This window comes from Kitasatospora phosalacinea, from assembly GCF_030268885.1.
GTDB classification, from domain to species: Bacteria; Actinomycetota; Actinomycetes; order Streptomycetales; family Streptomycetaceae; genus Kitasatospora; species Kitasatospora phosalacinea_C.
This window is the reverse complement of sequence record NZ_BSSA01000020.1, coordinates 117,890-138,430: the sequence shown is the minus strand read 5'-3', so window position 1 is coordinate 138,430 and position 20,541 is coordinate 117,890. Positions and strand designations below refer to the sequence as shown.

The following is a 20,541-nucleotide window of genomic DNA, read 5'->3' as shown; positions in this document are numbered from 1 at the left end:
GAATACGATAACGATTGTCATATCACTGCTGTCCGTGGTTCAGTAGTGCCGCCCCCACCGCCGACCCCGGAGCGCTCCTCGTGGATTCCGTTCCCCCGCTCGTGCTCGCCTTGCGCGGCCTCGCCGAACGCCCCGCGCTGATCGGCCCCGACGGCCGACCGGTCAGCGGCGCCGCGCTCCTGACCGGCACGGTGCCGGCCGACGCGCTGTCGCAGGCCCTGGCGGCCCGGGTCCGGGCCGCCAGGGCGGCGACCCGGGAGGAGGACCCGCAGGAGCAGCGGCTGCGGTACTGGGCGAGCGTGCTGGGCCCCTCGCCGATCCGACACACCGTGCTGCTGCCGCCGGCCGGCCTGGGGGTCGAACTGGCGCTGGCCACCCTGCTGGCCGGCGGCACGGTGGTCTGCGGCGACCCGGACCGGCCGCCCGCCGACCTGCTCGCCGAACTGGCCCGCTCGCGCTCCACCCACCTGAGCCTTCCCTCCGAACTGCTGTGGCGGATGAGCGAGTCGGCGGACCTGCCCACCGAAGACCTCGGCGAGCTGCGACGGGTCCTGCACATCGGTCCCGAACCGCGCCAGCAGGACGTGTACGCCGCCGTCGAGGCGCTGGGCGCGGTCGTGGCCCACGTCCGCGAGCCGTGCAGCGACGCCGAGGCGTCCGGCACCGCCCTGCGGGAGGTCGTCACCGCCGCCACCGACGCGGCGTGGAAGCAGCTCATCGGCGTCACGACCGACCAGGTACGGGCGTTCACCGAACGCCTGGACGCCGCCGTGCTGGCCTCGATGCTGCTCGCCCTGCGCCGCGACGGCGTCTTCGCGGAGCCCGGCCGGGGCCACCCGCTCGCCGAGGTCCTCCGCGCGGCCCGGGTGGCACCCGCGCACCACCGACTGGTCGAGCGGTGGCTGGAGGAGCTGACCGCCCGCGGGCTGACGGCCCGGCACGGCGACCTGTTCCGCGCCGAGCGCCGGGTCGACACCTCGGACGTCGCCCGGGCCTGGCGCTCGGCCGCCGACGCCTGGACGGGCTCGCTCGGCTCGGCCACCGTCATCGACCACCTGCGCAGCAGCGCCGAGCGGCTTCCCGCGCTGCTGTCGGGCGAGGAACGGGCCGTCTCGCTCCTGCTGCCCAAGGGCAGCCTGCGGGTGGTCGAGGCCCTCGCGGCCAGGACCGCGGCGGGCCGCTACCGGGCCACCGTCCTCGGCGCGGCGCTCCGGCGGATCGCCGCCGGGCACCGCGGGCCCGGCCCGCTGCGGGTCCTGGAGGTCGGCGCCGGTGTCGGCACCGCCACCGACGCGGTCCTCCGGGCCCTCGCGGCGGCGGGCCGTCCCGGCACGGGGGCGGAGTACCTCTGCACGGATCCGTCCGACCTGCTCCTGGCGGCCGTCCGCGCCCGGGTCGGTCGGCACCCCCGCCTGGGGTTCGAGCTCTTCGACCCGCACCGCCCCGGCCCCGGGCCCGCGGCCGGCCCGTTCGACGTGGTGGTCTCCGACGGCGTGCTGGGCTCCGCCGCCGATCCGGATCCGGCCGCCCGGCGCCTCGCCGGGCTGCTCGCTCCGGGCGGGTGGCTGCTGCTCACCGAGCCGGTGCGCACCCGCCTGGAGTTCCTCGTCTCCGGAGCGTTCCTGCCCCGCCTGCCGCCGGGGGACGCCAGGACCGGTCCGGGCGCGCCCGCGCCCGGTGCCGCCCGGTGGCGCACGGCCCTCGCCCGGGCGGGCCTGCGCACCGTGTCGGCCGTCACCGGCGACGACCACCCGGTCACCCTGCTCGGGGACCAGCTCTTCGCCGCCCGGGCCGGAGTCTGACCACCGCTCCCCAGAACGGCGGGGAGACCGCAGCGCTGGGCTGCGGTCCCCCCGCTCCTGTCTCACGGCGTCAGCAGGCCGCGTTCGTACGCCTTCGCCAGCCGGCGCGGAACGAGGTGCTCGCGCCCGTCGACGGTGACCGGGACCAGGTGCGGGGCCGCGGCCTTCCACCGGGCGCGGCGGTGACGGGTGTTGCTGCGGGAGGTCTTCCGCTTGGGGACGGCCATCATGGGCTCCTATCGGACGGTGGTGGCGTAGGGCAGCAGCGCCATCTCGCGGGCGTTCTTGATCGCGGCGGCCATCGCCCGCTGCTGCTGGGCGGTCAGCCGGGTCACTCGGCGGCTGCGGATCTTCCCGCGGTCGGAGATGAACTTCCGCAGCAGGTCGGTGTCCTTGTAGTCGATGTACTCGATGCCCGCCTCGATCAGCGGGTTGGGGCGCGGTCTGGCCGGCCGTCCGGGGCCGGGGCGCTTGGCCATCTCGGGTTCTTCCTTCCGTTCAGGAGACGGGTTCGAGCAGGTCCTCGAAGGCGTCGGGGAGCGCCTTCCAGCCCTGTTCGCCCGTCAGCAGTTCGGCGTCGGTGAGCAGGCAGGAGTCGAGCAGTTCGGTGATCCCGTCGGCATCCAGGCCCTCGGCGGTGAAGGCCAGTTGCTGGATGCGGTCGCCGTGCTGCGGGTGCCAGTCGAGGGCGGCCGCGGCCCGGCGCTGGGGCGGGTAGTGCTCCCACTGCTCGTCGGGCAGCACCGCCAGCCACGGCCCGCACTCCTCGACCGCCAGGTTGGCCCCGGCCGCGTCCCAGGCCAGCATCAGCTCGGGGCGGTTGGCCAGCCAGAACCGGCCGCGGCTGCGCTGCGCGGCCGGGACGAGCAGCTCCAGCGCGTCGTGCAGCCGCCCGGGGTGCAGTGGGCGGCGGCGCTCCCAGACCAGGGTGGCCACGCCCGCCTCGTCGGCCTGTTGCGGCAGCAGCGCCAGGGCCGGGTTGACCCGGTCGCGGGCGGCGGGCACGTCGAAGCCGCCGAGGGCGGCCCGCAGCAGTTCGCCCGTCCCGAGCACCACCCGGCGGGCGGTGGGGTGCAGTTGGCGCAGCATCGCGATCCCGGCGTCGCCGCCGCGGGCGACGGCGAGGGTGGTGGCGTACTCGATCTGGTGGGCGAGCGCCTCGGCCCGGGTGCGGAGGTCCTCCGCGGAGGTGTGCTCGGCGTGCTCGGCGAGGCCGTCGGGGACGGAGAGTTCGCCGATCAGCCGGTCGGGGTCGAGCGCGGTGACCACTCCGGCGAGCTCGATCAGCTCGGCCATCGGGCGGCCGTCCACCTCGCCCTCGGCGATCACCTCGACCACCGGGTGCGGGTCACTGCCGGCCCACAACTCGACGATCGCCAGGCCGTGTTGACCGGCTTCGACGAGGCCCGCCAACTCGGGCAGCAGGTCCTCGCGCACGGCGCAGCAGGGGCAGTCGTTGGGCAGGGGCAGTTCGCTGGTGTCGAACACGCCTTCGCTGTCGCGCAGTTCGCGATGGACGGTGCCGCGCTCGGCGTCGCGCAGGTCGTGGTGGAGGACCACGCCGCCGACCGCGCCGTCGAGCAACTCCTTGACGGCGCGGCGGCGTTCGGCCCGGTGCAGGCCGGCCACCACCACGACGGGGAGCCTGAGGTGTGCGGGCACCGCGCTCACCAGCTCGACTTGCGCACGCCCGGCAGCTGTCCGGCGTGGGCCATGGCGCGCAGGTTGATCCGGGACAGGCCGAAGGCGCGCCGGTAGCCGCGCGGGCGGCCGTCCACGGCGTCCCGGTTGCGCACCCGGGTGGCGCTGGCGTCCCGCGGCCGCCGGGCCAACTCGGCTTGCGCGGCGGCGCGTTGCTCCGGCGTGCTGGCGGGGTGCGCGATGGTCCGCTTCAGCTCGGCCCGGCGCTCGGCGTAGCGGGCGACGAGGGTGCGGCGCCGCTCGTTCTTGGCGATCTTGCTCTGCTTGGCCATCAGACCTTCTCCCCCCGGGCACGGATCCGGGCGACGGCCGCCTCGATCCCGATGGTATCGACGGTCTTGATCCCCTTGGCGCTGAGCACGAGGCGGACGTGGCGGCCCTCGCTGGGCAGCCAGTAACGCTTGCGCTGGACGTTCGGGTCGAAGCGGCACGGGGTGCGGCGGTGCGAGTGGGAGATCGCGTTGCCGAATCCCGGCCTGCGGCCGGTCAGTTGGCAGTGGGCGGACATCGGTGCTCCGTTCCGGGCAGGTTGATGGGAGCACTCTACATGAAAATGGATTTCATTTTGCTACAGTCGTGCCCTACCCCGGATGCCGGACGGCCGGCCGAACCGAAGGACCCCCGTGGCACGCAACGAACTGCGCCCGATCATCAAGCTCCGCTCCACTGCCGGAACGGGCTGCACCTACGTCACCCGCAAGAACCGCCGCAACGACCCCGACCGCCTGGTGCTGCGCAAGTACGACCCGGTCGTCAGGCGGCACGTCGACTTCCGCGAAGAGCGCTGACCCCCGCCCCGACACCCAGCCCCACCCGGAACCGCCAGGAGGAACAGTGAAGTCCGGCATCCACCCCGAGTACCGCCCCGTCGTCTTCCGCGACAAGACCGGCGGCCTCGCCTTCCTCACCCGCTCGACCAGGACCAGCACCGCCACCGTCGAATGGGAGGACGGCCGCACCTACCCCGTGATCGACGTCGAGGTCTCCTCGGCCGGCCACCCCTTCTGCACCGGCCGCACCCGGGTCCTCGACACCGCCGGCCGGGTCGAGCTCTTCCAGCGTCGCTACGGCTCCGCCCAGGGCTGATCGGACAGCGCACGCGAGCGCGCCGGGCGCTGCTGCTGCGGGAGCCGTTCTCGTTCCTCTCCCCGGTCGGCGTGATCCGGATGGCCGACGGCAAGATCAAGCACTACCGCGACTGCCCGAGCGTGCTGCCCGGCGCGCAGGTCGCCGGGATGCTCAAGCCGTACGCGCAGTCGCTCGCCAAGTGGTCCCGGCGCACGCTTCCCAGGTCCGCAGCTGCCCGCCGCGCCGCTGCACCAAGGGGAGGGGACCGGTTTCCGGGTGATCGTGGCGGTGTCCGGGACGGTCAGCCGGTGGCGGGCGCCCTGGGCCTCCAGCTGCCGGATCCGTTCGTCCGGGCCGGCGAACGGTGCCGACTGTCCCGCCCAGGCCGGCGCTGCCTGACCGTCCCGGTCGGTCGTGGGAGCGTCGCCGCCGAGCCCGGCGGGGCGGGCGAACGTCCGCCCGGGCTGCGGCAGGCCGTGGCCTCCTTCCGGCGGCGCTCCGGGCCGGGACGCCGGGCTACTTGTCGAGGACGCCGACGGCGTGGGCGATGACGAGCAGGGAGGTGATGAGGGCGGCGATGCTCTCGACGGCCATCAGGGCCTTGGCCCGGGTGGAGAGCGGCATGGTGTCGGTGGGGCTGAAGGCCGTGGAGTTGGTCACCGAAACGTAAAGATAGTCCATCAGGGTGGGTACCCAGTCGCTGGTGCGGGAGGAGCCGTCGGCGACCTCCTCGATGGCGTCGTCGTTCTCGTCCTGGGAGAACCGGAAGTCGGCGAGCGGCAGTTCGGCGCGCTCGGCCTGGGTGCGCATCACCGGGCCGCCGCGGTCGAGCTCCCAGAAGGCCAGGCCGAAGACGATGATGCCGGTGGCCCACACCTGGAGGGCGGCGAGCAGCAGCGGGCCGCCCTCCTGGGCCTTGCTGGTGACCATGGCGTTGACCAGCAGGCCGAGCGAGACGAGATTGCTGAGGCCGATGAGGGCAACCAGGGTCAGCGACACGATCCGGGAGAAGCGGTTCTGCCGGGTCATCCGGCGCGGGTTGACCGCGATCAGCGGGATCAGCAGCAGGAGTTCCAGGCCGGGCAGGACGAAGCGCGGGACGAACAGCAGTTGCTCCGGCAGCACCAGGTAGAGCAGTACGGCCGTCAGGGTGGCGAGCACCGCCGGCAGCCGGGCCTCGCCGCGCCGCTCGTGGCGCGGGAAGCGCTGCAGCGCCCTCGCCCGGTGCTGGTTGACGCGCCGTTGCTTCGCACGGTCCATGGACGGGTCCTCCGGGTCGGAGCGGGTGGCACAGCGCCTGCCCGTTCGTCCCGTCCCCACTCCCCCGGACGCCCGCCGCTCCGGGCACCCACCGGCATGAGCGCCGCCGCTCCGGGCACCCACCGGCATGGGCGCCGCCGGGCCGGGCAGCCGGGGGAAGGGCGACACGGGCGGCGGACGCTCCCGCCCGCTGCCCCCGGGCGGACGGAGAATCGGCACCGGGGGCGGCACGATCCGGTACGAGCGAAAGGACCCCCGTGGACGACTCTGCGCAGTCCGGAGGCGGCCCCGGCCGTGACGAGAGCCCGCAGGAGCGGGCGGACCGGCAGTGGGACGAGATGCTGCAGGAGGTGCGGGTCGCCCAGACCGGGGCGCAGATCCTGTTCGGCTTCCTGCTGAGCGTGGCCTTCACCCCGCGGTTCGCCTCGCTCGGCGGCTTCGACAAGGGCCTGTACACCGTCACCGTCGTCCTGGGCGCCTGCGCGACCGCCTCGCTGATCGCGCCGGTCTCCTTCCACCGGCTGCTGGCCGGGCACGACCTGAAGCCGGTGCTGGTGCGCACCGGCTCCCGCCTGATCGGGCTGGGCCTGACGCTGCTCGCCCTCACCATCGGCTGCGCCCTGTTGCTGCTGCTGCGCACCGCGACCGGCAACGCCGTGCTCGCCGCGACGGTGTCGGCCTGCGCCGTCGCCTACTTCGCGGCCACCTGGCTGGTGCTGCCGTTCCTGCTGCTGCGCCACGAGGAGCGCCGCCAGGAGGAGCGCCGCCGGGAGGGGGACCGTCCCGGGGAGCGCCGCTCCGGCGGGCGGTGAGGTGGACGGCCGCGGCCCCCGCAGCCGGGCGGGGCTGCGGGGGCCGGGCGACTGCGGGGGCCGGGCGGGCGGTCACTTCGCGGCGCTGGGCACCTTCAGCGGGTCGCGGGTGGCGGTCTCCTTGGCCGCCTCCAGGCGCTCGCCGAGTTCGAGGAGGCGGTTGCGCCCCATGGCCTTGCGGACCTCGGGGAACCAGTCCCGCTCCTCCTCCTCGACGTGGTGGCGGACGTTCTCCATCAGCACCGTCATCTTGGCGTCGAACCGCTCGTCCTGCGGGTCGAGACCGGCCAGCTCGGCCAGCATCCACACCACGACGTGGTGCTCCTCGACGCTCTCCAGGACGTGGTCGGCGGTCTCCGGGGCGGCTTCGCGCGCGGCCGGGTAGAAGACCTCCTCCTCGATGACCGCGTGGACGGTCAGCTCCTCGATCACCCGGTCGGCGATCCGGCGCTTGGTCGCGAAGGCCCGGTCACCGGCCTTCTCGAACTCCTTGAAGAGCTTCTCGACCGTCTTGTGGTCTTCCTTCAGCAGCACGATCGCGTCCATCGGGCCTCCTGGTCCGGGATGGGGTGGGACGGCCCTCGGCTACCCGGAACGGACCGGGGCAACCGCGGCCGTTTCGCGGCGGGGACGGTCGGGCAGCCGCGGGGGCGTTCCGGCGCTGCGGCGCCACGGCGGAGGAGGTCCGATGAAGGCGGCGGCGGTGGTGTACAAGCCGGTCGGCATGGTGGTGGGGGCGCTGGGCGGGGTGCTGGCCGGGGCGGTGTTCAAACGGCTGTGGCAGCGGGTCGCGCACGAGGACGACGCGCCGGACGCGACCGACGAGGAGCGCGGCTGGCGGGAGGTGCTGCTGGCCGCCGCGCTCCAGGGCGCGGTGTTCGCCCTGGTGAAGGCGGCCCTGGACCGGTCGGGCGCGGTCGCCTGGCGGCGGGTGACGGGCGTGTGGCCCACCGGGAAGGGCTGAGCGTAGGCCGGGTTCACCCGGTCGGCCCGGTGTGGCCCGCCGGGTCGGGGGTAGCCGCCCGGTGTCCCGACGGAGTGCAGGAGAGGAGCAGCCATGACCACGCAGGACGGCAAGGACCGGGCCGCCGAGGAGGCGCCCGGGGAGAGCGTGCGCGAGCGGTCGGCCGAGGAGCGCGAGATCACCGCGCCGACCCCGGCCGACGTGCGGGCCAAGGCCCGGACCGGGGGCGACGAGGAGCCCGAGCCCCCGGCGGCGGACACCCAGGCCCCCTGACGCCCGCCCCGTACAGCCCTGGCCCCCGTCGCCCCGGTCCGCGCGGCGGGGGTCAGGGCGTGTCCGGCGGCGGGGTGAGGAGGGCCGAGAGGAGCTCGGCGATGGTGGGTCCGGCGTCGGCGGGATGGCGCAGTTGGCCGTCGATGACGTGGTAGTGGTTGGTGCGGCCGCGGCGCTCGTGGGAGAGGTACCCGGCCTCCTCCAGGTCGGAGATGATGCGCTGCACGGCCCGTTCGGTGAGCAGGCAGCGGGTGGCTATGTCGCGGACCCGGATGCCCGGGTCGCGGTAGATCTGGATCAGGACCCTGGCGTGGTTGGTCAGGAAGGTCCACTGGCGGCTGGATTCGGCGGTTCTCTCCACCTCCCCAGGATAGGTAGTGCATTTCACGACACGTAATGCATGACATAATTTTCGTGCATTCATTGACGCACGTCGTGTGTGCGGGGAGAGTGGGACGCGTCGGCTCTTCCGCACCGGCACCTGGAGGCGATGTCGTGGAGGTCCCGACCCGGGCCCGGCTGGAGCAGCTCACCGAAGCCCTGACCGCCGGCTGCGGCGCCGTCGAGGCCCTGCCGCCGCAGCTGCGGTACGCGGTCACCGGGGTGAGCGCCTACCTGACGGCCGTCGAGGAGGGCGCCCCGGTCACCGGCCACCTGCGCGGCAACGCCCTGGCGCTGTGGGAGACCCTGCGCGCGGCGGTCGACTCCCCCGCCCTGCCCCCGCCCCGGACCGCCCCGGTCGGCGCCGCCCGGTGACCGGGCGCCGCGGGCGGGCGGTCGTGGTGCGCACCCCCGACCTGCGGATCGAGACCCGCCGCACCGGCGGCACCGTCCGGTGCGCGCTGATCGGCGCCCTGCACCAGGACAACCAGCAGGCGTTCGCGCTGGCCCTGCGGGACGGCCTGCGGGAGCGTCCGGCCAGGCTGTCCGTGGACCTGCGGGCGGTGGACCTGTTCACCTCGTCCGCCCTGGACACCCTGCTGCGCACCAGGTACGAGGCCCGCGCCCTCGGGGTGGCGCTGGCCCTGGACTCGCCCTCGCACTGCGTGCGCCGGTTCCTGGAGGCCAGCCGGTCCGCTCCGTACCTGCCGGTCGAGGACAGCACCCCGGCCCGGACCCGGCGGCACCCGCCCCGGAGACCTCCGGGAACGCCGAGGGCCGACCGGAAGCCGGTCGGCCCTTCGCACGGCAGTGCCCTCACGCGGCCCTGGGCATGACCTCCTCGGAGGAGCGGCGCACCAGCAGGGCGCGCCGCTCGTCCTCGGTCAGGCCGCCCCAGACGCCGTAGGGCTCGCGGGTGGCGAGGGCGTGCCGTCGGCACTCCAGGCGGACGGGGCAGCCGGCGCAGACCCGCTTGGCGGCCTCCTCGCGCTGCCTGGCCTCGGCGCGGCCCTCGTTCGCGGGTCGGAAGAAGACCTCGCTGCCGACGGTGCGGCAGGAGCCTTCGAGCTGCCAGTCCCAGTGGTGCGTCTGAGCGCCGGGGAGACGGGAGACCATGGTCACGGCGGTGCCTTCCGAACGGAGGGAATCGAACAACCGCCGTCTAACCGCTCCGCCGCAGGTCATGCACCCCGCTGCGCTCCGTTCCGGATCAGCGGCCCGGGTCGGCGGGGGCGTGCTCGGGGCCGTCCCCGGCGTCCTTCAGGGCGGGCAGCACCCGCGTCCGGTAGGCCTCGAAGAAGGCGTCCTGGTCCGGGCCGATCTGTCCGACGTACACCTCGTCGAAACCGGCCCGCGGGTAGGCGCGGACCGCTGCGAGGTGCGCCTCCACGTCGTCGCCGCAGACCACCGCGTCGGCGACCATCTCGCGGGTGACGAGGCTGCTGGCCTGCTCGAAGTGGGCCGGGGTGGGGAGCAGCTGGGCGAGCTCGCCGGGGAGCAGTTCGGTGGGCCAGCGGCGGTGCACCTCGTCGATCGCCGCGTCCCGGTCGGCGCTCCAGCAGACCTTCAGCCCGCCGACCACCTTGCCGGTGCCGCCCGCGTCGCGGAAGGCTCCGACCAGGTCGGCGTCGGGCTGCATGGTGACGAAGCCGTCGCCGATCCGGGCGGCCGTGGCGGCGGCCTTGGGGCCGAAGCCGGAGACCAGGATCGGCAGGTGGCCGCGGGGCGCGGTGTAGAGGCGGGCGTTGTCGACGGTGTAGTTCGGGCCGCGGTGGCTGACCTGGCGGCCGGTGAACAGCTCGCGCATCACCTCGACGGCCTCCTCCAGCATCTCGGCGCGCTCCTCGAAGGAGGGCCACCGGTCGCCGAGGACGTGCTCGTTGAGCGCCTCGCCGGTGCCGACGCCGAGGGTGAAGCGGCCGTCCAGCAGGACGCTGGAGGTGGCCGCGGCCTGGGCGGTGACCGCCGGGTGCAGGCGGACGGTGGGGCAGGTCACCAGGGTGGTGACGGGCAGGTCGACGGTCTGCGAGAGTGCGCCGATCACCGACCAGACGAAGGCGCTGTTGCCCTGCGCCTCGTTCCACGGGTGGAAGTGGTCGGAGATCGCCAGCCGGGTGAACCCGGCCTCCCGGGCCCGTTCGGCCTGGCGGATCAGCTCCTGCGGGGTGAACTCCTCGCAGGACAGGAAGTACCCGTACTCGGTCATCACTGCTCCTCGTCTCGGTTCGTCTCCAGCTCCGGCGGCACCGTCTCCCCCTCGGGCCACTTGCGGGTGTCGCGCGGCGGCACGTACGGCTCCTCGTCCGGCGGCAGTCCGCCCTCGACGGCCCGCTCGCGGGCGAGTTCGGCGTCGAACTCCAGGCCCAGCAGGATCGCCAGGTTGGACAGCCACAGCCACACCAGGAAGACGATCACCCCGGCGAGGGTGCCGTAGGTGCGGTTGTAGGAGGCGAAGTTGGCGACGTACGCGGCGAACCCGCCGGAGAGCAGCAGCCAGAGCAGGACGGCCAGCAGGCTGCCCGGCGAGACCCAGCGCCAGCCGCGGCCGCGCACGTTGGGGGCCGCCCAGTACAGCACCGCGATCATGACGCAGACCAGCAGCACCAGGACCGGCCACTTGGCGATCGACCAGACCGTCACGGCGGTGGCGCCCAGCCCGAGGACGTCCCCGGCGCGCTGGGCCACCGGGCCGGTGAAGACCACGATCACGGCGCTGGCCAGCAGCAGCACCATCATCAGGAGGGTCAGGCCGACCCGCAGCGGGGTGAGCTTCCACACCGGGCGGCCCTCGCGGATGTCGTAGACCGCGTTGGAGGCCCGGATGAACGCGGCGACGTAGCCCGAGGCGGACCACAGCGCGCCCAGCAGGCCGACCACGGCCAGCACCCCGCTGGCGCCGCGCCCGCCCTGCAGTTGCTCGACGGTGGAGCGCAGCACGTCCCGGGCCGGACCGGGGGCGAGCTGCTGCAGGTTGTCGAGCACCGTGTCGGTCGCCGAGCGCCCGAGCAGCCCGAGCACGGAGACCAGCACCAGCAGCGCCGGGAAGACCGCCAGCACCCCGTAGTAGGTCAGCGCGGCGGCCCGGTCCGGCAGCTCGTCGTCCAGGAACTCCTTCGCGGTGCGCCGGAGCACCGCCCACCAGCCGCGGGCCGGCACGTCCTGCGGACCGTCCGGGGCGACGGTGCTCCCGGCTCCGCGGCGCTGCCCGCCCTGCCCCTGCTCCTGCCCCTGCCCCTGCTCGTGCTCGTGCTCGTGCTGCGACACCCTCGTCCCCTCCCGGCCGTCCTGCCGTTCGTGCTGCCGTTCGTGCTGTCGTTCGTGCTGTCGTTCGCGTGCGTTCATCCGGCCCGGACCGCCTCGATCACGAAGCCGCTGCGCGGCCGGGCGATCATCCGGCCGAGCGGGATGGCCAGGTCCTGCGCGGGCAGCACGTACTCCAGCCGGGCCAGGCGCACCGACAGGTCCTCCAGCAGTCCGACCACCACCGCCTCGCCGGGGCAGCGGTGGCCGCTGCCCGGGTCGCCGCCGCCCTGCGGGACCAGCTGCCCGACGTCCTCCGGGCGTTCGAGGAAGCGCTCGGGACGGAAGGCGTACGGGTCGGGCCACAGCTGCGGGTCGTGGTTCTGCCCGTACAGGTCGAGCAGCACCGTGGTGCCCGCGGCGATCGGCTCGCCCCGGTGGGTCAGGTCGGCGGCGGCCCGGCCGCCGACGAACGGGGCGAACGGGTAGAAGCGGCGCACCTCCTGGGCGAACGCCCGCGCGTAGTCCGGGTCGCCGGTGGCCAGCGCCTTGCGGGTCTCCGGCCAGCGGTGGGTGGCGTGGGCGGCGAACGCGACGAACCAGCAGACCGCGACGGTGGGGCGGACCAGGTTGAGCACCTCGACGGCCGCGACCCGGGGCTCCAGCAGCTCGCCGTCCGCGTCCCGGTGCCGGGCCACCCGTTCGACCGGGCAGTCGGCCGGGAGCGGGGCGCTGCCGCCCCGCACCCCCTCGACGATCCCGGCGATCCACGCCTCCCGGCGGCGCCGGGCCAGCCGCCCGCGCCAGTGCCGCGGTCCGGGGGTGGCGAAGCCGTCGACCATCGCGACCAGGTCCGCGGCGAGCGGGCCGGCGCCGTCCGCGGGCAGCGGCAGGCCCGCCCAGCGGCAGACGCCCTCGGTGAGGACCTCGGCCGCCGCGTCCAGCAGCACCACCCGGGGCCGCCCCGCCCAGTCGTCCACCGCGGCGTCCCACGCCGCGCCGACCTCGTCGACCAGGGCGCGGACCCGGGCCGGGTCGGCCAGCAGCGACAGGAACATCGCCTTGCGCAGCCGGTGCACCGGGCCGTCCAGGGAGTGCACGGCGCCGTGCCCGAAGAGCGTGCTCCTCACCGGCTCGGGCAGCGCGCCCGCGCGGGTGACGTGCCGCTCGTCGTAGAAGAAGCGGACGGCCTCCGGCCCGTGCAGGGCGACCGCGGGGCGACCCGCCAGCCTGGTCCGGACGACCGGCCCCGGGTGGCGGCGGCGCAGGTCGGGCAGCCACGCGTAGCCGCGCGCCAGCAGCGGGAGGGTGCTGTCCCAGCGGGGGTGGTGTCGTCGGTCCATGGCCGTCGGCTGCCCCGGTCCGGGAATCGGAAACGGCCCCGCCCGGCTCCTCACCCGGACGGCAGCGGGGGGCCGGGCCCGACGCGGGCGGTCCGGCGCGGGCGGCTCAGGGCGGGCGGGCCCCGGGTCGGACGCGGCTCAGGTCGGACGCGGCTCAGGCCGGGCGGTCGGCGAGCAGGTAGTCGGCGGTGCCGGTGAGGTGCAGCAGGCGGTCCAGGTGGGCGGGGCGGTGGTCGAGCCGCAGGCGGCCCCCGGCGGCGTCGACGTCCCGGCGGATCTGGAGCAGCGCGGACAGGCCCATCGAGTCGCACAGCGACATGCCCGCGCAGTCCAGCCGCAGCACCTCGACCGGCGGGCGGGCGGCCAGGTGGACGGTCACCGTCCGGACGAGCTCCTCGCAGCTCTCGTGGTCGAGTTCGCCCTCCACCGGGACGGTGACCGTACGGGGCCCGGGTGCGGGGCGGGCGCTCACGCGGCGTCCCCCGTCGACAGGGCGGCCGTCAGGACGGCGACGCTGCGCGGCAGGTCGCGCAACTGCTCGCGCAGCACGGTCAGCGCGAAGGCCAGCAGGGCGTCCGGGACGCCGCGGGCCCGCAGGACCTCCCTGGTCCAGTCGGTGAACGCGGTGAACAGCTCCGGGTCGCCGGTGTAGAGGGTGACGGCCAGGTGCTCGACGATGTGGCCCAGGTCGTCGAGGGTGTGCGCCCGCTGGAGCGGGGTGTAGGAGCGGACGGCCGGGCGCTCCCGCTCCAGGGCCGCCATCACGGCGCCCACCAGTTCGCGGGAGCTCCGGCTGACCAGGGTGTACTCCTGGTCGGCGAGGTGCGGCAGGTCGTCGACGGGCTGGTGCGGGGTGCTGGGCAGCGGCAGCCCCCGGGCGAGGCGTTCGGCCGCGGTGCGGGCGTCGGGTGCCCAGGCGTCGGCCCCGAGCAGCCGGGCGTACCGGCCGTCCGGACCGAACGCGGCGCCCCCGGCGATCACCGGCACGCCCGCGGCCTGGGCGGCGGTGACGGCCGCGTGCGCGGCGGGCAGCCGGGTCGACAGCGAGGCGGACAGGGCCAGCGCGTCCGGGGCGGTCCGGTGCAGGTGGGCGATCAGGTGGGGGGTGGGGCACTGGGCGCCGAGGTGGTCCACCCGCCAGCCGCGCAGCACCAGCACCTCGGTCAGCAGCCGGGCCGGGAAGGCGTGCCACTCGCCGTCGACGCAGGCCACCGCGACCCGGCCGCGGTCCGGCTGGCGGGCCGCGACGGCGGCGAACGCGGGATGGCCCGCGACCAGCGCCACCACCCGCTCGTTGACGGCGGTGGCGGCGTGCTCCTGGATCACGGTGATCCGGTCGGCCGCCCACTCCCGGCCGATCCGCGCCTGCAGCCCGCCGATCACGTCGAGCAGCAGCGCCTCCGGCTCCAGCCCCGCCTCCAACGCCCCCGTCGCCAGGGCCGCGGCCCGGGCCTGGTCACCGCCGATGACGGCCTCCCAGACCTGCTCGACGAGAACGGGCACGGACACCACGGGGACGGACACCGCCGGAGTCCGGGCAGGAACCGCGGACGCGGTCACCGCCGGTGCGGGCACCTGCGGGGCCGGAGCGGGGACGGGGGCCGGAGCCGGGGCGGGGGCGGTTCCCTCCCGGGCTGCGCCCCGGGGCGGCGCGGCAGGGGTGAGGGGCGGGGTGTCGGTGCTCATGCCGTGTCTCCTCGCCGTCCGGTGACCACGGGCAGGTGGCCGTGCGGGGGTGCGGCGATGACCATGACCGCCATGTCGTCGTGCCGGCCGTCGCGCAGCCACTGCGCGGTGAGCATCTGGATGCGCTCCACGATCGCCTCCGCGGGCAGGCCCGCGCACTGGGCGAGGGCCTGCCGGAGCCGGTGCTCGCCGAACTGTTCGCGGCCGGTGGGGCCGCCCTTGGCCTCGGTGATGCCGTCGCTGTAGAGGACGCACGCCTCGCCGGGGTCGAGCAGGACGGTGTCGGTGCAGGTGGTGGCCTCCGGCAGGACGCCGACGATGCTGCCGAGGGTGGTGGAGTCGGTGACCCGGCCGTCGGCCCTGAGCACCATCGGCGCGGGGTGCCCGGCGGCCGACAACCGGACCCGGACCCGGTCGTCCTCGCGGCGCACGGAGGCCAGGACCAGGCTGACGAAGCGGGTGTGCCGGGAGGTGAGCAGGGCCCGGTTGAGCAGGTTCAGCACCCGCCCGTGGTCGTCGGCGAGCGGCAGCAGCGCGTGCAGCGTGTTGCGGACCTTGCCGGTCATCACGGCGGCCTCCAGGCCCTTGCCGCTGACGTCGCCGAGCAGGGCGAGCGTCTCGCCGCCGGGCTGGTCGGCGGGGTGGACGTCGTAGAAGTCGCCGCCGATCCGGTCGCGGTCGACGGAGGCCCGGTAGCCGCCCGCGTAGTCCACCCCGTCGAGGTGTTCGAGCCGGGGCGGGAGGAGTTCGCGCATCAGCAGGTCGGTGACGGCGGCCTGCTCGGAGTACATCACGGCCGCGGAGACGGCGGCCCCGGCCCGGGTGGCGAACAGCCGGGCGAAGACCTCCTCCTCGGTGGCGAACGGGCCGCCGCCCGCCGCGCGCAGCAGCACCAGCGCCCCGGCGGGGACGCCGTGCCCGGGCAGCGGGGTGACCAGGACCGAGCCGACCCGGCCGAAGCCGGCGGGCCGCAGCCACTGCGGGGCGGCGTCCGGGTCGATCCAGCGCGAGGGCACCGGCGGGAAGCCCTGCAGCGCCTCGGCCAGGCCGGGCACCTCCGCGGGGTCGGCCCGCACCTGGACGTGCGCCGGGTCGCCGTCGCGCAGGCAGGTGACCAGGCGCAGGGTCCGTCCGCCGGGGGCGACCACCACGGCGGCGTCGGCCAGGTGCAGCGCGGCCTGGCGGGCGACCGTCTCCAGGATCCGGTCGACGTTCAGCGAGGAGAGCAGCAGGCCGGACAGCCGGGTCAGCAGTTCCCAGTCGCAGGCACCGTCCCCGGCGGTCCGCGGCAGCAGGCCCGCGCAGCCCTCCGGGGTGACCAACCACCACACCGTGCTGCCGTCGGGCCGGGGCGTGGGGTGCGCCTCGACCGGGCCCGCGACGGGGTGGGCGTGCCGGACGGGGCCCGGGCGGGCGCCGTCCGCCGCGAGGTCCAGGTGGGCCCGGAGCAGCCAGGGCGGCACGCCGTCCGCGGCCGAGGCGGCCAGCAGGCGGCGGGCGCTGGGGCTGGAGTGCAGCAGTGCGCCGTCGGGACCGAGCACCACCACCGGGTAGGGGGCAGCGTTGAGGAACTCCCGGTCGGTGGTCGCCGCGGGGGAAGAAGATGCCATTGTTCGGGCCCTGACGGGTCCTCACCTCGCAATTCGGTTTCCGCCGCCCGGCGGGGCCCGGGGCCCCGCGGTCGGCGGGTTTGGCGCGAACTACCGGTTCCCGCGGGCGGGTCCGACGGGCCGCACCCGAACCGCCATGGTACCGCTACCCGGTGGGGCCCTGACCGGGCCGGATGCGGGAGGGCCCGCGGGTCAGGCCAGCAGCCGGGCGAGGCCGGGGTCGAGGTCGAGGTGGGCGGACTCGGTGCCGGGGGGCACCTGGGCGAAGGTGTCGGCGAGGAACGCGTCGACGGTCTCGGCGGGGGCGCTGATCACCGCGCGGTCGCTCCGGCTGCCGAGGGTGACCAGGACCTTGCCGTCCGCGCCCGGGGCGACCCGGACGTCGCCCTCGCCGCTGGGGGTGCGGCGGCCCTCGGCGAGCAGGTCGCGGCCGAACCACCAGACGATGTCCTGGTCGCCGGGGCGGCGGGGCGGGAAGGCCAGCCCGACGCCGTAGGGCAGGGCGGGGTCGAAGCGCAGCTGTCCCGCGACCGGGGTGTGGGGGTAGGGGCTCTCCGGGAGGGTGACGGAGATCGGCCTGGACACGGCGACGGGCATGTGGGGTCCCCATTCCTGATGCGTACTGGTGTGCCGGTGGCGTGCCTGTGGGGGGCGGCCCGGCCCGGGTGCGGGCCCGAACGGCCGGGGCTGCGTCGGCGCGGTTACCCGGTTCCGGGCGGTCCACGCGGGGGATGCCGAACCGTTATCCGGGGGCGCCAGGGGGTTTCCGTCCGACCGCGGCGGGCAGCCGAAGGACGGTCGGCGTTCGCCGACCGCCCCCGACGTGGAGAGGACCGATGATGGACATCGCCACCGGCAGCCCGCTGGACGCAACCGACCGCGACACGGCCGGGGAGGCGCTGCAGGGCGCCCTGGTCGATCTCGTGGACCTGTCGCTGATCGGCAAGCAGGCGCACTGGAACCTGTACGGCCCCCGCTTCCGCTCCGTCCACCTGCAGTTGGACGAGGTGGTGGCCACGGCCCGCGACTTCGCCGACCAGGTGGCGGAGCGGGCGGCCGCCATCGGCGTCAGCCCGGACGGACGGGCCGCGACCGTCGCCGCGGGCGGCCTGCCCGGAGTACCCTCGGGCTGGCAGGCCGACACCGCGGTCGTCGAGCAGTTGGTGGGGGCGCTCGGGGCGGTGGTCGGCCGGATGCGTGAACGGATCGCGAAGACCGGCGAAGCCGACCCCGTGACCCAGGACCTGCTGATCACGGTGACCGCGGCGCTCGAGAAGCACGCCTGGATGTTCCGGGCCGAGCACGTGGACCGACGCTGAGCTGCGGCTTTCCTGCCGCGGCACGGCGCCGAAAAATTCTTCGGCCGCCGCTGCATACCCCGTGCCGATCGGGGCAGACGGCGCGCGGCGACCCGACCGACCTGGTCCGGGTCGCCGCGCGCCGTCGCGTGACGGCCCGGCCCCCGTCCCTGGGGGTCTTGTTCTCAGTTGAGGAGAGCGCCTGATGGCGGTGGAGCGTGCGTCGGAACGGCTCGTGGAGCTGCTCACCCGGGACGATGCGGTGCAGGAGCAGTGGGTGACGGCCGTGGCGGCGTCCCTCGGCAGCCGGATCAGCCGGGCCGAGCTGGAGCGCGAGCTGTCGGAGCTGTACCAGGCCCTGCTCCAGGCGTTGGGCAAGGGCGGCCTGGACTGGCAGGACGAGGCGTACTCGGAGGTGCGCGCCCTGCTGGTGGAGCTCTCCCGGACCAGGGCCCGGCACGGTTTCACGCCGACCGAGACGGCCGTCAGCGTCTTCGCGGGCAAGGACGTGCTGGAGCCCACCGAGGGCAGCACCGCCGAGGACATCACGGCCTACCTGCAGCTGGCCCGGCTGTTCGACGCGCTGGGCCTGTTCACCATCGAGGCGTACGCCCGCACCCGCGAGGAGATCATCAGCGCCCAGGCCGAGCAGTTGCTCGAACTGTCGACGCCGGTGGTCAAGCTCTGGGAGGGCGTGGTCGCGGTGCCGCTGGTCGGCACCCTGGACTCGGCGCGCACCCAGGTGGTGATGGAGAAGCTGCTGCAGAGCCTGGTGGACTCGGAGTCCGAGCACGCCATCATCGACATCACCGGCGTGCCCGCCGTGGACACCGAGGTCGCCCAGCACCTGCTGAAGACCGTGGTCGCCGCCCGGCTGATGGGCGCGGAGTGCACCATCTCCGGCATCCGGCCGCAGATCGCGCAGACCCTGGTCGCGCTCGGCGTGCAGTTCGGCGACATCGTCACCAAGGCGACCCTGCAGGACGCGCTGCGCCACGTCCTGCAGCAGAGCGGCACCGCGCTGCCCTCGGGCGGCACCCGGTGAGCGACCGCGTTCCCGTCCTGAAGCTCGGCCAGGTCCTGCTGGTCTCCATCCAGGTCGACCTGGAGGACCAGATCGTCCTGGACCTGCAGGACGACCTGGCCGAACGGATCGTCGCCACCGGCGCGACCGGCGTGGTCATCGACATCACGGCGCTGGAGATCGTCGACTCCTTCGTGGGCCGGATGCTCGCCAACACCGCCGCGATCTCGCGCATGCTGGACGCCGAGACCGTGGTCGTCGGCATGCGCCCGGCGGTGGCGATCACCCTGGTCGAGCTGGGCCTCTCGCTGGGCGGGGTGCGCACCGCGCTCACCCTGGAGAAGGGCCTGGCTCTGCTGGAGCGGGACCGTACCGCGCGTACGGGCCGGCCATGACCGGGCCACGGGTGGTGGAGGACGAGCAGAGCGTGCCGATCGGCTCCAACGACGACGTGGTGCGGGCCCGGCAGACCGTCCGGACGTACGCCCAGCAGCGCGGGCTGTCGCTGGTCGACCAGACCAAGCTGGTCACCGCGGCCAGCGAACTGGCCCGCAACACGCTGGTGTACGGCGGCGGCGGCGTGATGCGCTGCGCCGCCGTCCGCAACGGCACCCGGGTGGGCGTGCAGGCGGTGTTCGAGGACAGCGGCCCCGGCATCCCCGACCTGGACCTCGCGCTGACCGACGGGTGGACCTCCGGCGGCGGCCTGGGCCTGGGCCTGAGCGGGGCCCGGCGGCTGGTGGACGAGTTCGAGCTGCACAGCGAGCCCGGCTCCGGGACGACGGTGTCGGTGACCAAGTGGGCCCGGTGACCCCCGACCGGGCGGCCCCGGTGACCTCCGCCCCGACCGAGTGCGAGGACACCGTGTGGTTCCGGCACTCCGACTCGCTGCCCGCCGCCGCCCGCGGCGCGGCCCGGCAGCTCGCCCACCGGATCGGCCTGCTGCCCGAGCGGGCCGGCGAGGTGGCGCTCGCCGTCAGCGAGGCCGCCACCAACCTGCGGCGGCACGCCGTCGACGGGGCGATGGTGCTGCGCGTGGTGCGCACCGACACCGAGGCGGCGCTGGAGTTCCTCACCGTCGACAGCGGGCCGGGGATGGCGGACGTCCCCGCCGCGCTGGCCGACGGCTACTCCTCCGGCCCCACCCTGGGCATCGGCCTCGGCGCGGTCGCCCGCCTCGCCGACGCCTTCGACGTGCACTCGCTGCCCGGCCGGGGCACCGTGCTGACCGCCCGGTTCTGGAACCGCACCCCGGCCGGCCGGGCGGCCGCCGCGGCGGGCGAACCGGCCGCGGCCGGGCTGACCCGGCCGATGAGCGGGCAGGAGCTGTGCGGCGACGCCTGGGCGGTGCGCCCGGTCGGGCCGCTGCCGGGGCCCGCCCCGGTCCTGCCGCGGGTCGCGGGCGCGGCGGGGGCGGCGCTGGACTGGTCGGTGCTGACCAACCGGGCGCCCCGGGCGGCCGCCTCCCCCGGGCCGGACCGGACGGACGCCGGCTCCTTCCTGCTGATGTTCTGCGACGGGCTGGGCCACGGCCCGCTCGCCGCCCGGGCCGCCTCGGACGCCGTCGCCGCCTTCCACCGCAGTCCCGCGCAGCGGCCCGAGGACGTCCTGGCCGACCTGCACCGGGCGCTGCGCAGCGGGCGCGGCGGGGCGGTCGCGGTCGCCCTGGTCGAGCCCGCCGCCGCCCGGCTGACCTTCTGCGGGGTCGGCAACGTCAGCGCCTTCGTGGTGGACACCGCCACCGGGGCCCGCCGGTCGCTGCCCTCCTCCCCCGGCATCGTCGGCCACCAGCTGCCCACCCCGCACCCCGTCCGGCAGGACCTGCCGCCCGGCAGCGCGGTGGTGCTGCACTCGGACGGCCTGACCGACCGCTGGCGGGCCACCGACGTGCCCGGCCTCTTCTCCCACCTGCCCGTCACCGCGGCCGCGCTGCTGCTGCGCGAGGCGGGCGTGCGCCGGGACGACGCCGGCGTGGTGGTCGCGAAGGGTGCCTGGTGAACGGACCGCACGACCCCGTGAACGACCGCACCGACGACCCCGTGGAGGACGGCACGGGCGAGGAGACCGCCGAGCGGGCGG

The 20,541-nt window shown here is 75.4% G+C and carries 29 protein-coding genes; 13 read left to right on the top strand and 16 right to left on the bottom strand.

Annotation, left to right across the window (positions count from 1 at the left end; all coding sequences use genetic code 11):
- The first annotated feature begins 80 nt into the window (after positions 1–80).
- The gene (locus QSK52_RS25995; RefSeq protein WP_285738579.1) at positions 81–1,802 is read left to right on the top strand and encodes a methyltransferase; all 1,722 of its coding nucleotides are present in this window, start codon (positions 81–83) and stop codon (positions 1,800–1,802) included.
- A gap of 62 nt (positions 1,803–1,864) precedes the next feature.
- Here the strand turns inward: QSK52_RS25995 and rpmF are convergent, their stop codons facing one another.
- The 5 genes from rpmF to rpmB are packed head-to-tail and all read right to left on the bottom strand — an operon-like array spanning position 1,865 to position 4,011.
- Complete coding sequence (gene rpmF, locus QSK52_RS25990; protein WP_285738578.1) at positions 1,865–2,029, bottom strand: 50S ribosomal protein L32; 165 nt, start codon at positions 2,027–2,029, stop codon at positions 1,865–1,867.
- 9 nt (positions 2,030–2,038) lie between these two features.
- Positions 2,039–2,281 (bottom strand): 30S ribosomal protein S18, encoded by a 243-nt coding sequence (gene rpsR, locus QSK52_RS25985; protein WP_285738577.1) that lies wholly within the window; start codon positions 2,279–2,281, stop codon positions 2,039–2,041.
- A gap of 19 nt (positions 2,282–2,300) precedes the next feature.
- Positions 2,301–3,464, bottom strand: a complete 1,164-nt coding sequence (locus QSK52_RS25980; RefSeq protein ID WP_285738576.1) for a CobW family GTP-binding protein — start codon at positions 3,462–3,464, stop codon at positions 2,301–2,303.
- Between the two features lie 5 nt (positions 3,465–3,469).
- On the bottom strand, positions 3,470–3,775 hold the full coding sequence (gene rpsN, locus QSK52_RS25975; RefSeq protein ID WP_285738575.1) for a 30S ribosomal protein S14: 306 nt from the start codon (positions 3,773–3,775) through the stop codon (positions 3,470–3,472).
- Positions 3,775–4,011 carry a 50S ribosomal protein L28 gene (gene rpmB / locus QSK52_RS25970; protein ID WP_285738574.1) on the bottom strand — a complete coding sequence of 79 codons (237 nt, stop codon included), beginning with the start codon at positions 4,009–4,011 and terminating at the stop codon, positions 3,775–3,777. The genes rpsN and rpmB overlap by 1 nt, the downstream gene beginning before the upstream one ends.
- Before the next feature lie 115 nt (positions 4,012–4,126).
- On the opposite strand from rpmB, the gene rpmG reads away from it, so the two are divergent.
- Positions 4,127–4,291: a 50S ribosomal protein L33 gene (gene rpmG, locus QSK52_RS25965; RefSeq protein WP_285738573.1), complete on the top strand. Its 165-nt coding sequence runs from the start codon at positions 4,127–4,129 to the stop codon at positions 4,289–4,291.
- 46 nt (positions 4,292–4,337) lie between these two features.
- Entirely contained in the window at positions 4,338–4,589 is a 252-nt protein-coding gene (locus QSK52_RS25960) for a type B 50S ribosomal protein L31 (RefSeq protein WP_285738572.1), read from the top strand.
- Positions 4,590–5,087: 498 nt separating this feature from the next.
- Here the strand turns inward: QSK52_RS25960 and QSK52_RS25955 are convergent, their stop codons facing one another.
- On the bottom strand, positions 5,088–5,831 hold the full coding sequence (locus tag QSK52_RS25955) for a hypothetical protein (protein ID WP_285738571.1): 744 nt from the start codon (positions 5,829–5,831) through the stop codon (positions 5,088–5,090).
- A 257-nt stretch (positions 5,832–6,088) separates the two neighbouring features.
- Between QSK52_RS25955 and QSK52_RS25950 the strand changes: the two genes are divergently transcribed.
- Positions 6,089–6,643 carry a DUF6328 family protein gene (locus QSK52_RS25950; RefSeq protein WP_285738570.1) on the top strand — a complete coding sequence of 185 codons (555 nt, stop codon included), beginning with the start codon at positions 6,089–6,091 and terminating at the stop codon, positions 6,641–6,643.
- Positions 6,644–6,715: 72 nt separating this feature from the next.
- Here the strand turns inward: QSK52_RS25950 and QSK52_RS25945 are convergent, their stop codons facing one another.
- Positions 6,716–7,189 (bottom strand): hemerythrin domain-containing protein, encoded by a 474-nt coding sequence (locus QSK52_RS25945; RefSeq protein ID WP_285738569.1) that lies wholly within the window; start codon positions 7,187–7,189, stop codon positions 6,716–6,718.
- Positions 7,190–7,331: 142 nt separating this feature from the next.
- On the opposite strand from QSK52_RS25945, the gene QSK52_RS25940 reads away from it, so the two are divergent.
- Both QSK52_RS25940 and QSK52_RS25935 read left to right on the top strand, forming a co-directional pair.
- Positions 7,332–7,607: a DUF4235 domain-containing protein gene (locus QSK52_RS25940; protein ID WP_285738568.1), complete on the top strand. Its 276-nt coding sequence runs from the start codon at positions 7,332–7,334 to the stop codon at positions 7,605–7,607.
- Positions 7,608–7,700: 93 nt separating this feature from the next.
- Positions 7,701–7,880: a hypothetical protein gene (locus QSK52_RS25935; protein ID WP_285738567.1), complete on the top strand. Its 180-nt coding sequence runs from the start codon at positions 7,701–7,703 to the stop codon at positions 7,878–7,880.
- 52 nt (positions 7,881–7,932) lie between these two features.
- On the opposite strand, the gene QSK52_RS25930 is transcribed toward QSK52_RS25935, so the two are convergent.
- Positions 7,933–8,241, bottom strand: a complete 309-nt coding sequence (locus tag QSK52_RS25930) for a helix-turn-helix transcriptional regulator (RefSeq protein WP_285738566.1) — start codon at positions 8,239–8,241, stop codon at positions 7,933–7,935.
- 134 nt (positions 8,242–8,375) lie between these two features.
- On the opposite strand from QSK52_RS25930, the gene QSK52_RS25925 reads away from it, so the two are divergent.
- Positions 8,376–8,636, top strand: a complete 261-nt coding sequence (locus tag QSK52_RS25925) for a hypothetical protein (RefSeq protein WP_285738565.1) — start codon at positions 8,376–8,378, stop codon at positions 8,634–8,636.
- Positions 8,633–9,097, top strand: a complete 465-nt coding sequence (locus QSK52_RS25920; protein WP_285738564.1) for an STAS domain-containing protein — start codon at positions 8,633–8,635, stop codon at positions 9,095–9,097. The genes QSK52_RS25925 and QSK52_RS25920 overlap by 4 nt, the downstream gene beginning before the upstream one ends.
- On the opposite strand, the gene QSK52_RS25915 is transcribed toward QSK52_RS25920, so the two are convergent.
- The 8 genes from QSK52_RS25915 to QSK52_RS25880 form a co-directional block, all read right to left on the bottom strand.
- Complete coding sequence (locus tag QSK52_RS25915) at positions 9,078–9,383, bottom strand: WhiB family transcriptional regulator (RefSeq protein ID WP_285738563.1); 306 nt, start codon at positions 9,381–9,383, stop codon at positions 9,078–9,080. The two genes, QSK52_RS25920 and QSK52_RS25915, sit on opposite strands and share 20 nt — an antisense overlap.
- Before the next feature lie 88 nt (positions 9,384–9,471).
- Entirely contained in the window at positions 9,472–10,467 is a 996-nt protein-coding gene (locus tag QSK52_RS25910) for a TIGR03557 family F420-dependent LLM class oxidoreductase (RefSeq protein ID WP_285738562.1), read from the bottom strand.
- Positions 10,467–11,603 carry a YihY/virulence factor BrkB family protein gene (locus tag QSK52_RS25905; RefSeq protein WP_435053361.1) on the bottom strand — a complete coding sequence of 379 codons (1,137 nt, stop codon included), beginning with the start codon at positions 11,601–11,603 and terminating at the stop codon, positions 10,467–10,469. The genes QSK52_RS25910 and QSK52_RS25905 overlap by 1 nt, the downstream gene beginning before the upstream one ends.
- Entirely contained in the window at positions 11,600–12,844 is a 1,245-nt protein-coding gene (locus tag QSK52_RS25900; RefSeq protein ID WP_285738560.1) for a cytochrome P450, read from the bottom strand. The genes QSK52_RS25905 and QSK52_RS25900 overlap by 4 nt, the downstream gene beginning before the upstream one ends.
- A gap of 154 nt (positions 12,845–12,998) precedes the next feature.
- The gene (locus tag QSK52_RS25895; protein ID WP_285738559.1) at positions 12,999–13,316 is read right to left on the bottom strand and encodes an STAS domain-containing protein; all 318 of its coding nucleotides are present in this window, start codon (positions 13,314–13,316) and stop codon (positions 12,999–13,001) included.
- The gene (locus QSK52_RS25890) at positions 13,313–14,530 is read right to left on the bottom strand and encodes a cobalamin B12-binding domain-containing protein (protein WP_285738558.1); all 1,218 of its coding nucleotides are present in this window, start codon (positions 14,528–14,530) and stop codon (positions 13,313–13,315) included. Before QSK52_RS25890 ends, QSK52_RS25895 begins: the two co-directional genes overlap by 4 nt.
- Positions 14,527–16,140, bottom strand: a complete 1,614-nt coding sequence (locus tag QSK52_RS25885; protein ID WP_285738557.1) for a PP2C family protein-serine/threonine phosphatase — start codon at positions 16,138–16,140, stop codon at positions 14,527–14,529. Before QSK52_RS25885 ends, QSK52_RS25890 begins: the two co-directional genes overlap by 4 nt.
- Before the next feature lie 192 nt (positions 16,141–16,332).
- On the bottom strand, positions 16,333–16,737 hold the full coding sequence (locus QSK52_RS25880; RefSeq protein WP_285738556.1) for an SsgA family sporulation/cell division regulator: 405 nt from the start codon (positions 16,735–16,737) through the stop codon (positions 16,333–16,335).
- 239 nt (positions 16,738–16,976) lie between these two features.
- Here QSK52_RS25880 and QSK52_RS25875 point away from each other — a divergent pair, with 239 nt between their 5' ends.
- The 5 genes from QSK52_RS25875 to QSK52_RS25855 all read left to right on the top strand — a co-directional run bounded on the left by QSK52_RS25875 (position 16,977) and on the right by QSK52_RS25855 (position 20,460).
- Positions 16,977–17,459: a Dps family protein gene (locus tag QSK52_RS25875; RefSeq protein WP_285738555.1), complete on the top strand. Its 483-nt coding sequence runs from the start codon at positions 16,977–16,979 to the stop codon at positions 17,457–17,459.
- Between the two features lie 184 nt (positions 17,460–17,643).
- Complete coding sequence (locus QSK52_RS25870; RefSeq protein WP_285738554.1) at positions 17,644–18,483, top strand: STAS domain-containing protein; 840 nt, start codon at positions 17,644–17,646, stop codon at positions 18,481–18,483.
- Positions 18,480–18,857, top strand: coding sequence for an STAS domain-containing protein (locus QSK52_RS25865; RefSeq protein ID WP_033216718.1), 378 nt, complete (start codon positions 18,480–18,482; stop codon positions 18,855–18,857). The genes QSK52_RS25870 and QSK52_RS25865 overlap by 4 nt, the downstream gene beginning before the upstream one ends.
- On the top strand, positions 18,854–19,273 hold the full coding sequence (locus QSK52_RS25860; RefSeq protein ID WP_285738553.1) for an anti-sigma regulatory factor: 420 nt from the start codon (positions 18,854–18,856) through the stop codon (positions 19,271–19,273). The genes QSK52_RS25865 and QSK52_RS25860 overlap by 4 nt, the downstream gene beginning before the upstream one ends.
- On the top strand, positions 19,270–20,460 hold the full coding sequence (locus tag QSK52_RS25855; RefSeq protein WP_285738552.1) for an ATP-binding SpoIIE family protein phosphatase: 1,191 nt from the start codon (positions 19,270–19,272) through the stop codon (positions 20,458–20,460). The genes QSK52_RS25860 and QSK52_RS25855 overlap by 4 nt, the downstream gene beginning before the upstream one ends.
- Positions 20,461–20,541 lie beyond the last annotated feature (81 nt).

What these genes read in the sequence shown, in the direction of transcription:
- rpmF (WP_285738578.1), bottom strand. Translation starts at nt 2,029, where the DNA reads ATGGCCGTCCCCAAGCGGAAGACCTCCCGCAGCAACACCCGTCACCGC.
- rpsR (WP_285738577.1), bottom strand. Translation starts at nt 2,281, where the DNA reads ATGGCCAAGCGCCCCGGCCCCGGACGGCCGGCCAGACCGCGCCCCAAC.
- rpsN (WP_285738575.1), bottom strand. Translation starts at nt 3,775, where the DNA reads ATGGCCAAGCAGAGCAAGATCGCCAAGAACGAGCGGCGCCGCACCCTC.
- rpmB (WP_285738574.1), bottom strand. Translation starts at nt 4,011, where the DNA reads ATGTCCGCCCACTGCCAACTGACCGGCCGCAGGCCGGGATTCGGCAAC.
- QSK52_RS25955 (WP_285738571.1), bottom strand. Translation starts at nt 5,831, where the DNA reads ATGGACCGTGCGAAGCAACGGCGCGTCAACCAGCACCGGGCGAGGGCG.
- QSK52_RS25945 (WP_285738569.1), bottom strand. Translation starts at nt 7,189, where the DNA reads ATGGACGCGATCGTGCTGCTGAAGGAAGACCACAAGACGGTCGAGAAG.
- QSK52_RS25940 (WP_285738568.1), top strand. Translation starts at nt 7,332, where the DNA reads ATGAAGGCGGCGGCGGTGGTGTACAAGCCGGTCGGCATGGTGGTGGGG.
- QSK52_RS25935 (WP_285738567.1), top strand. Translation starts at nt 7,701, where the DNA reads ATGACCACGCAGGACGGCAAGGACCGGGCCGCCGAGGAGGCGCCCGGG.
- QSK52_RS25910 (WP_285738562.1), bottom strand. Translation starts at nt 10,467, where the DNA reads ATGACCGAGTACGGGTACTTCCTGTCCTGCGAGGAGTTCACCCCGCAG.
- QSK52_RS25905 (WP_435053361.1), bottom strand. Translation starts at nt 11,603, where the DNA reads ATGAACGCACGCGAACGACAGCACGAACGACAGCACGAACGGCAGCAC.
- QSK52_RS25900 (WP_285738560.1), bottom strand. Translation starts at nt 12,844, where the DNA reads ATGGACCGACGACACCACCCCCGCTGGGACAGCACCCTCCCGCTGCTG.
- QSK52_RS25890 (WP_285738558.1), bottom strand. Translation starts at nt 14,530, where the DNA reads ATGAGCACCGACACCCCGCCCCTCACCCCTGCCGCGCCGCCCCGGGGC.
- QSK52_RS25885 (WP_285738557.1), bottom strand. Translation starts at nt 16,140, where the DNA reads ATGGCATCTTCTTCCCCCGCGGCGACCACCGACCGGGAGTTCCTCAAC.
- QSK52_RS25880 (WP_285738556.1), bottom strand. Translation starts at nt 16,737, where the DNA reads ATGCCCGTCGCCGTGTCCAGGCCGATCTCCGTCACCCTCCCGGAGAGC.
- QSK52_RS25875 (WP_285738555.1), top strand. Translation starts at nt 16,977, where the DNA reads ATGATGGACATCGCCACCGGCAGCCCGCTGGACGCAACCGACCGCGAC.
- QSK52_RS25870 (WP_285738554.1), top strand. Translation starts at nt 17,644, where the DNA reads ATGGCGGTGGAGCGTGCGTCGGAACGGCTCGTGGAGCTGCTCACCCGG.
- QSK52_RS25860 (WP_285738553.1), top strand. Translation starts at nt 18,854, where the DNA reads ATGACCGGGCCACGGGTGGTGGAGGACGAGCAGAGCGTGCCGATCGGC.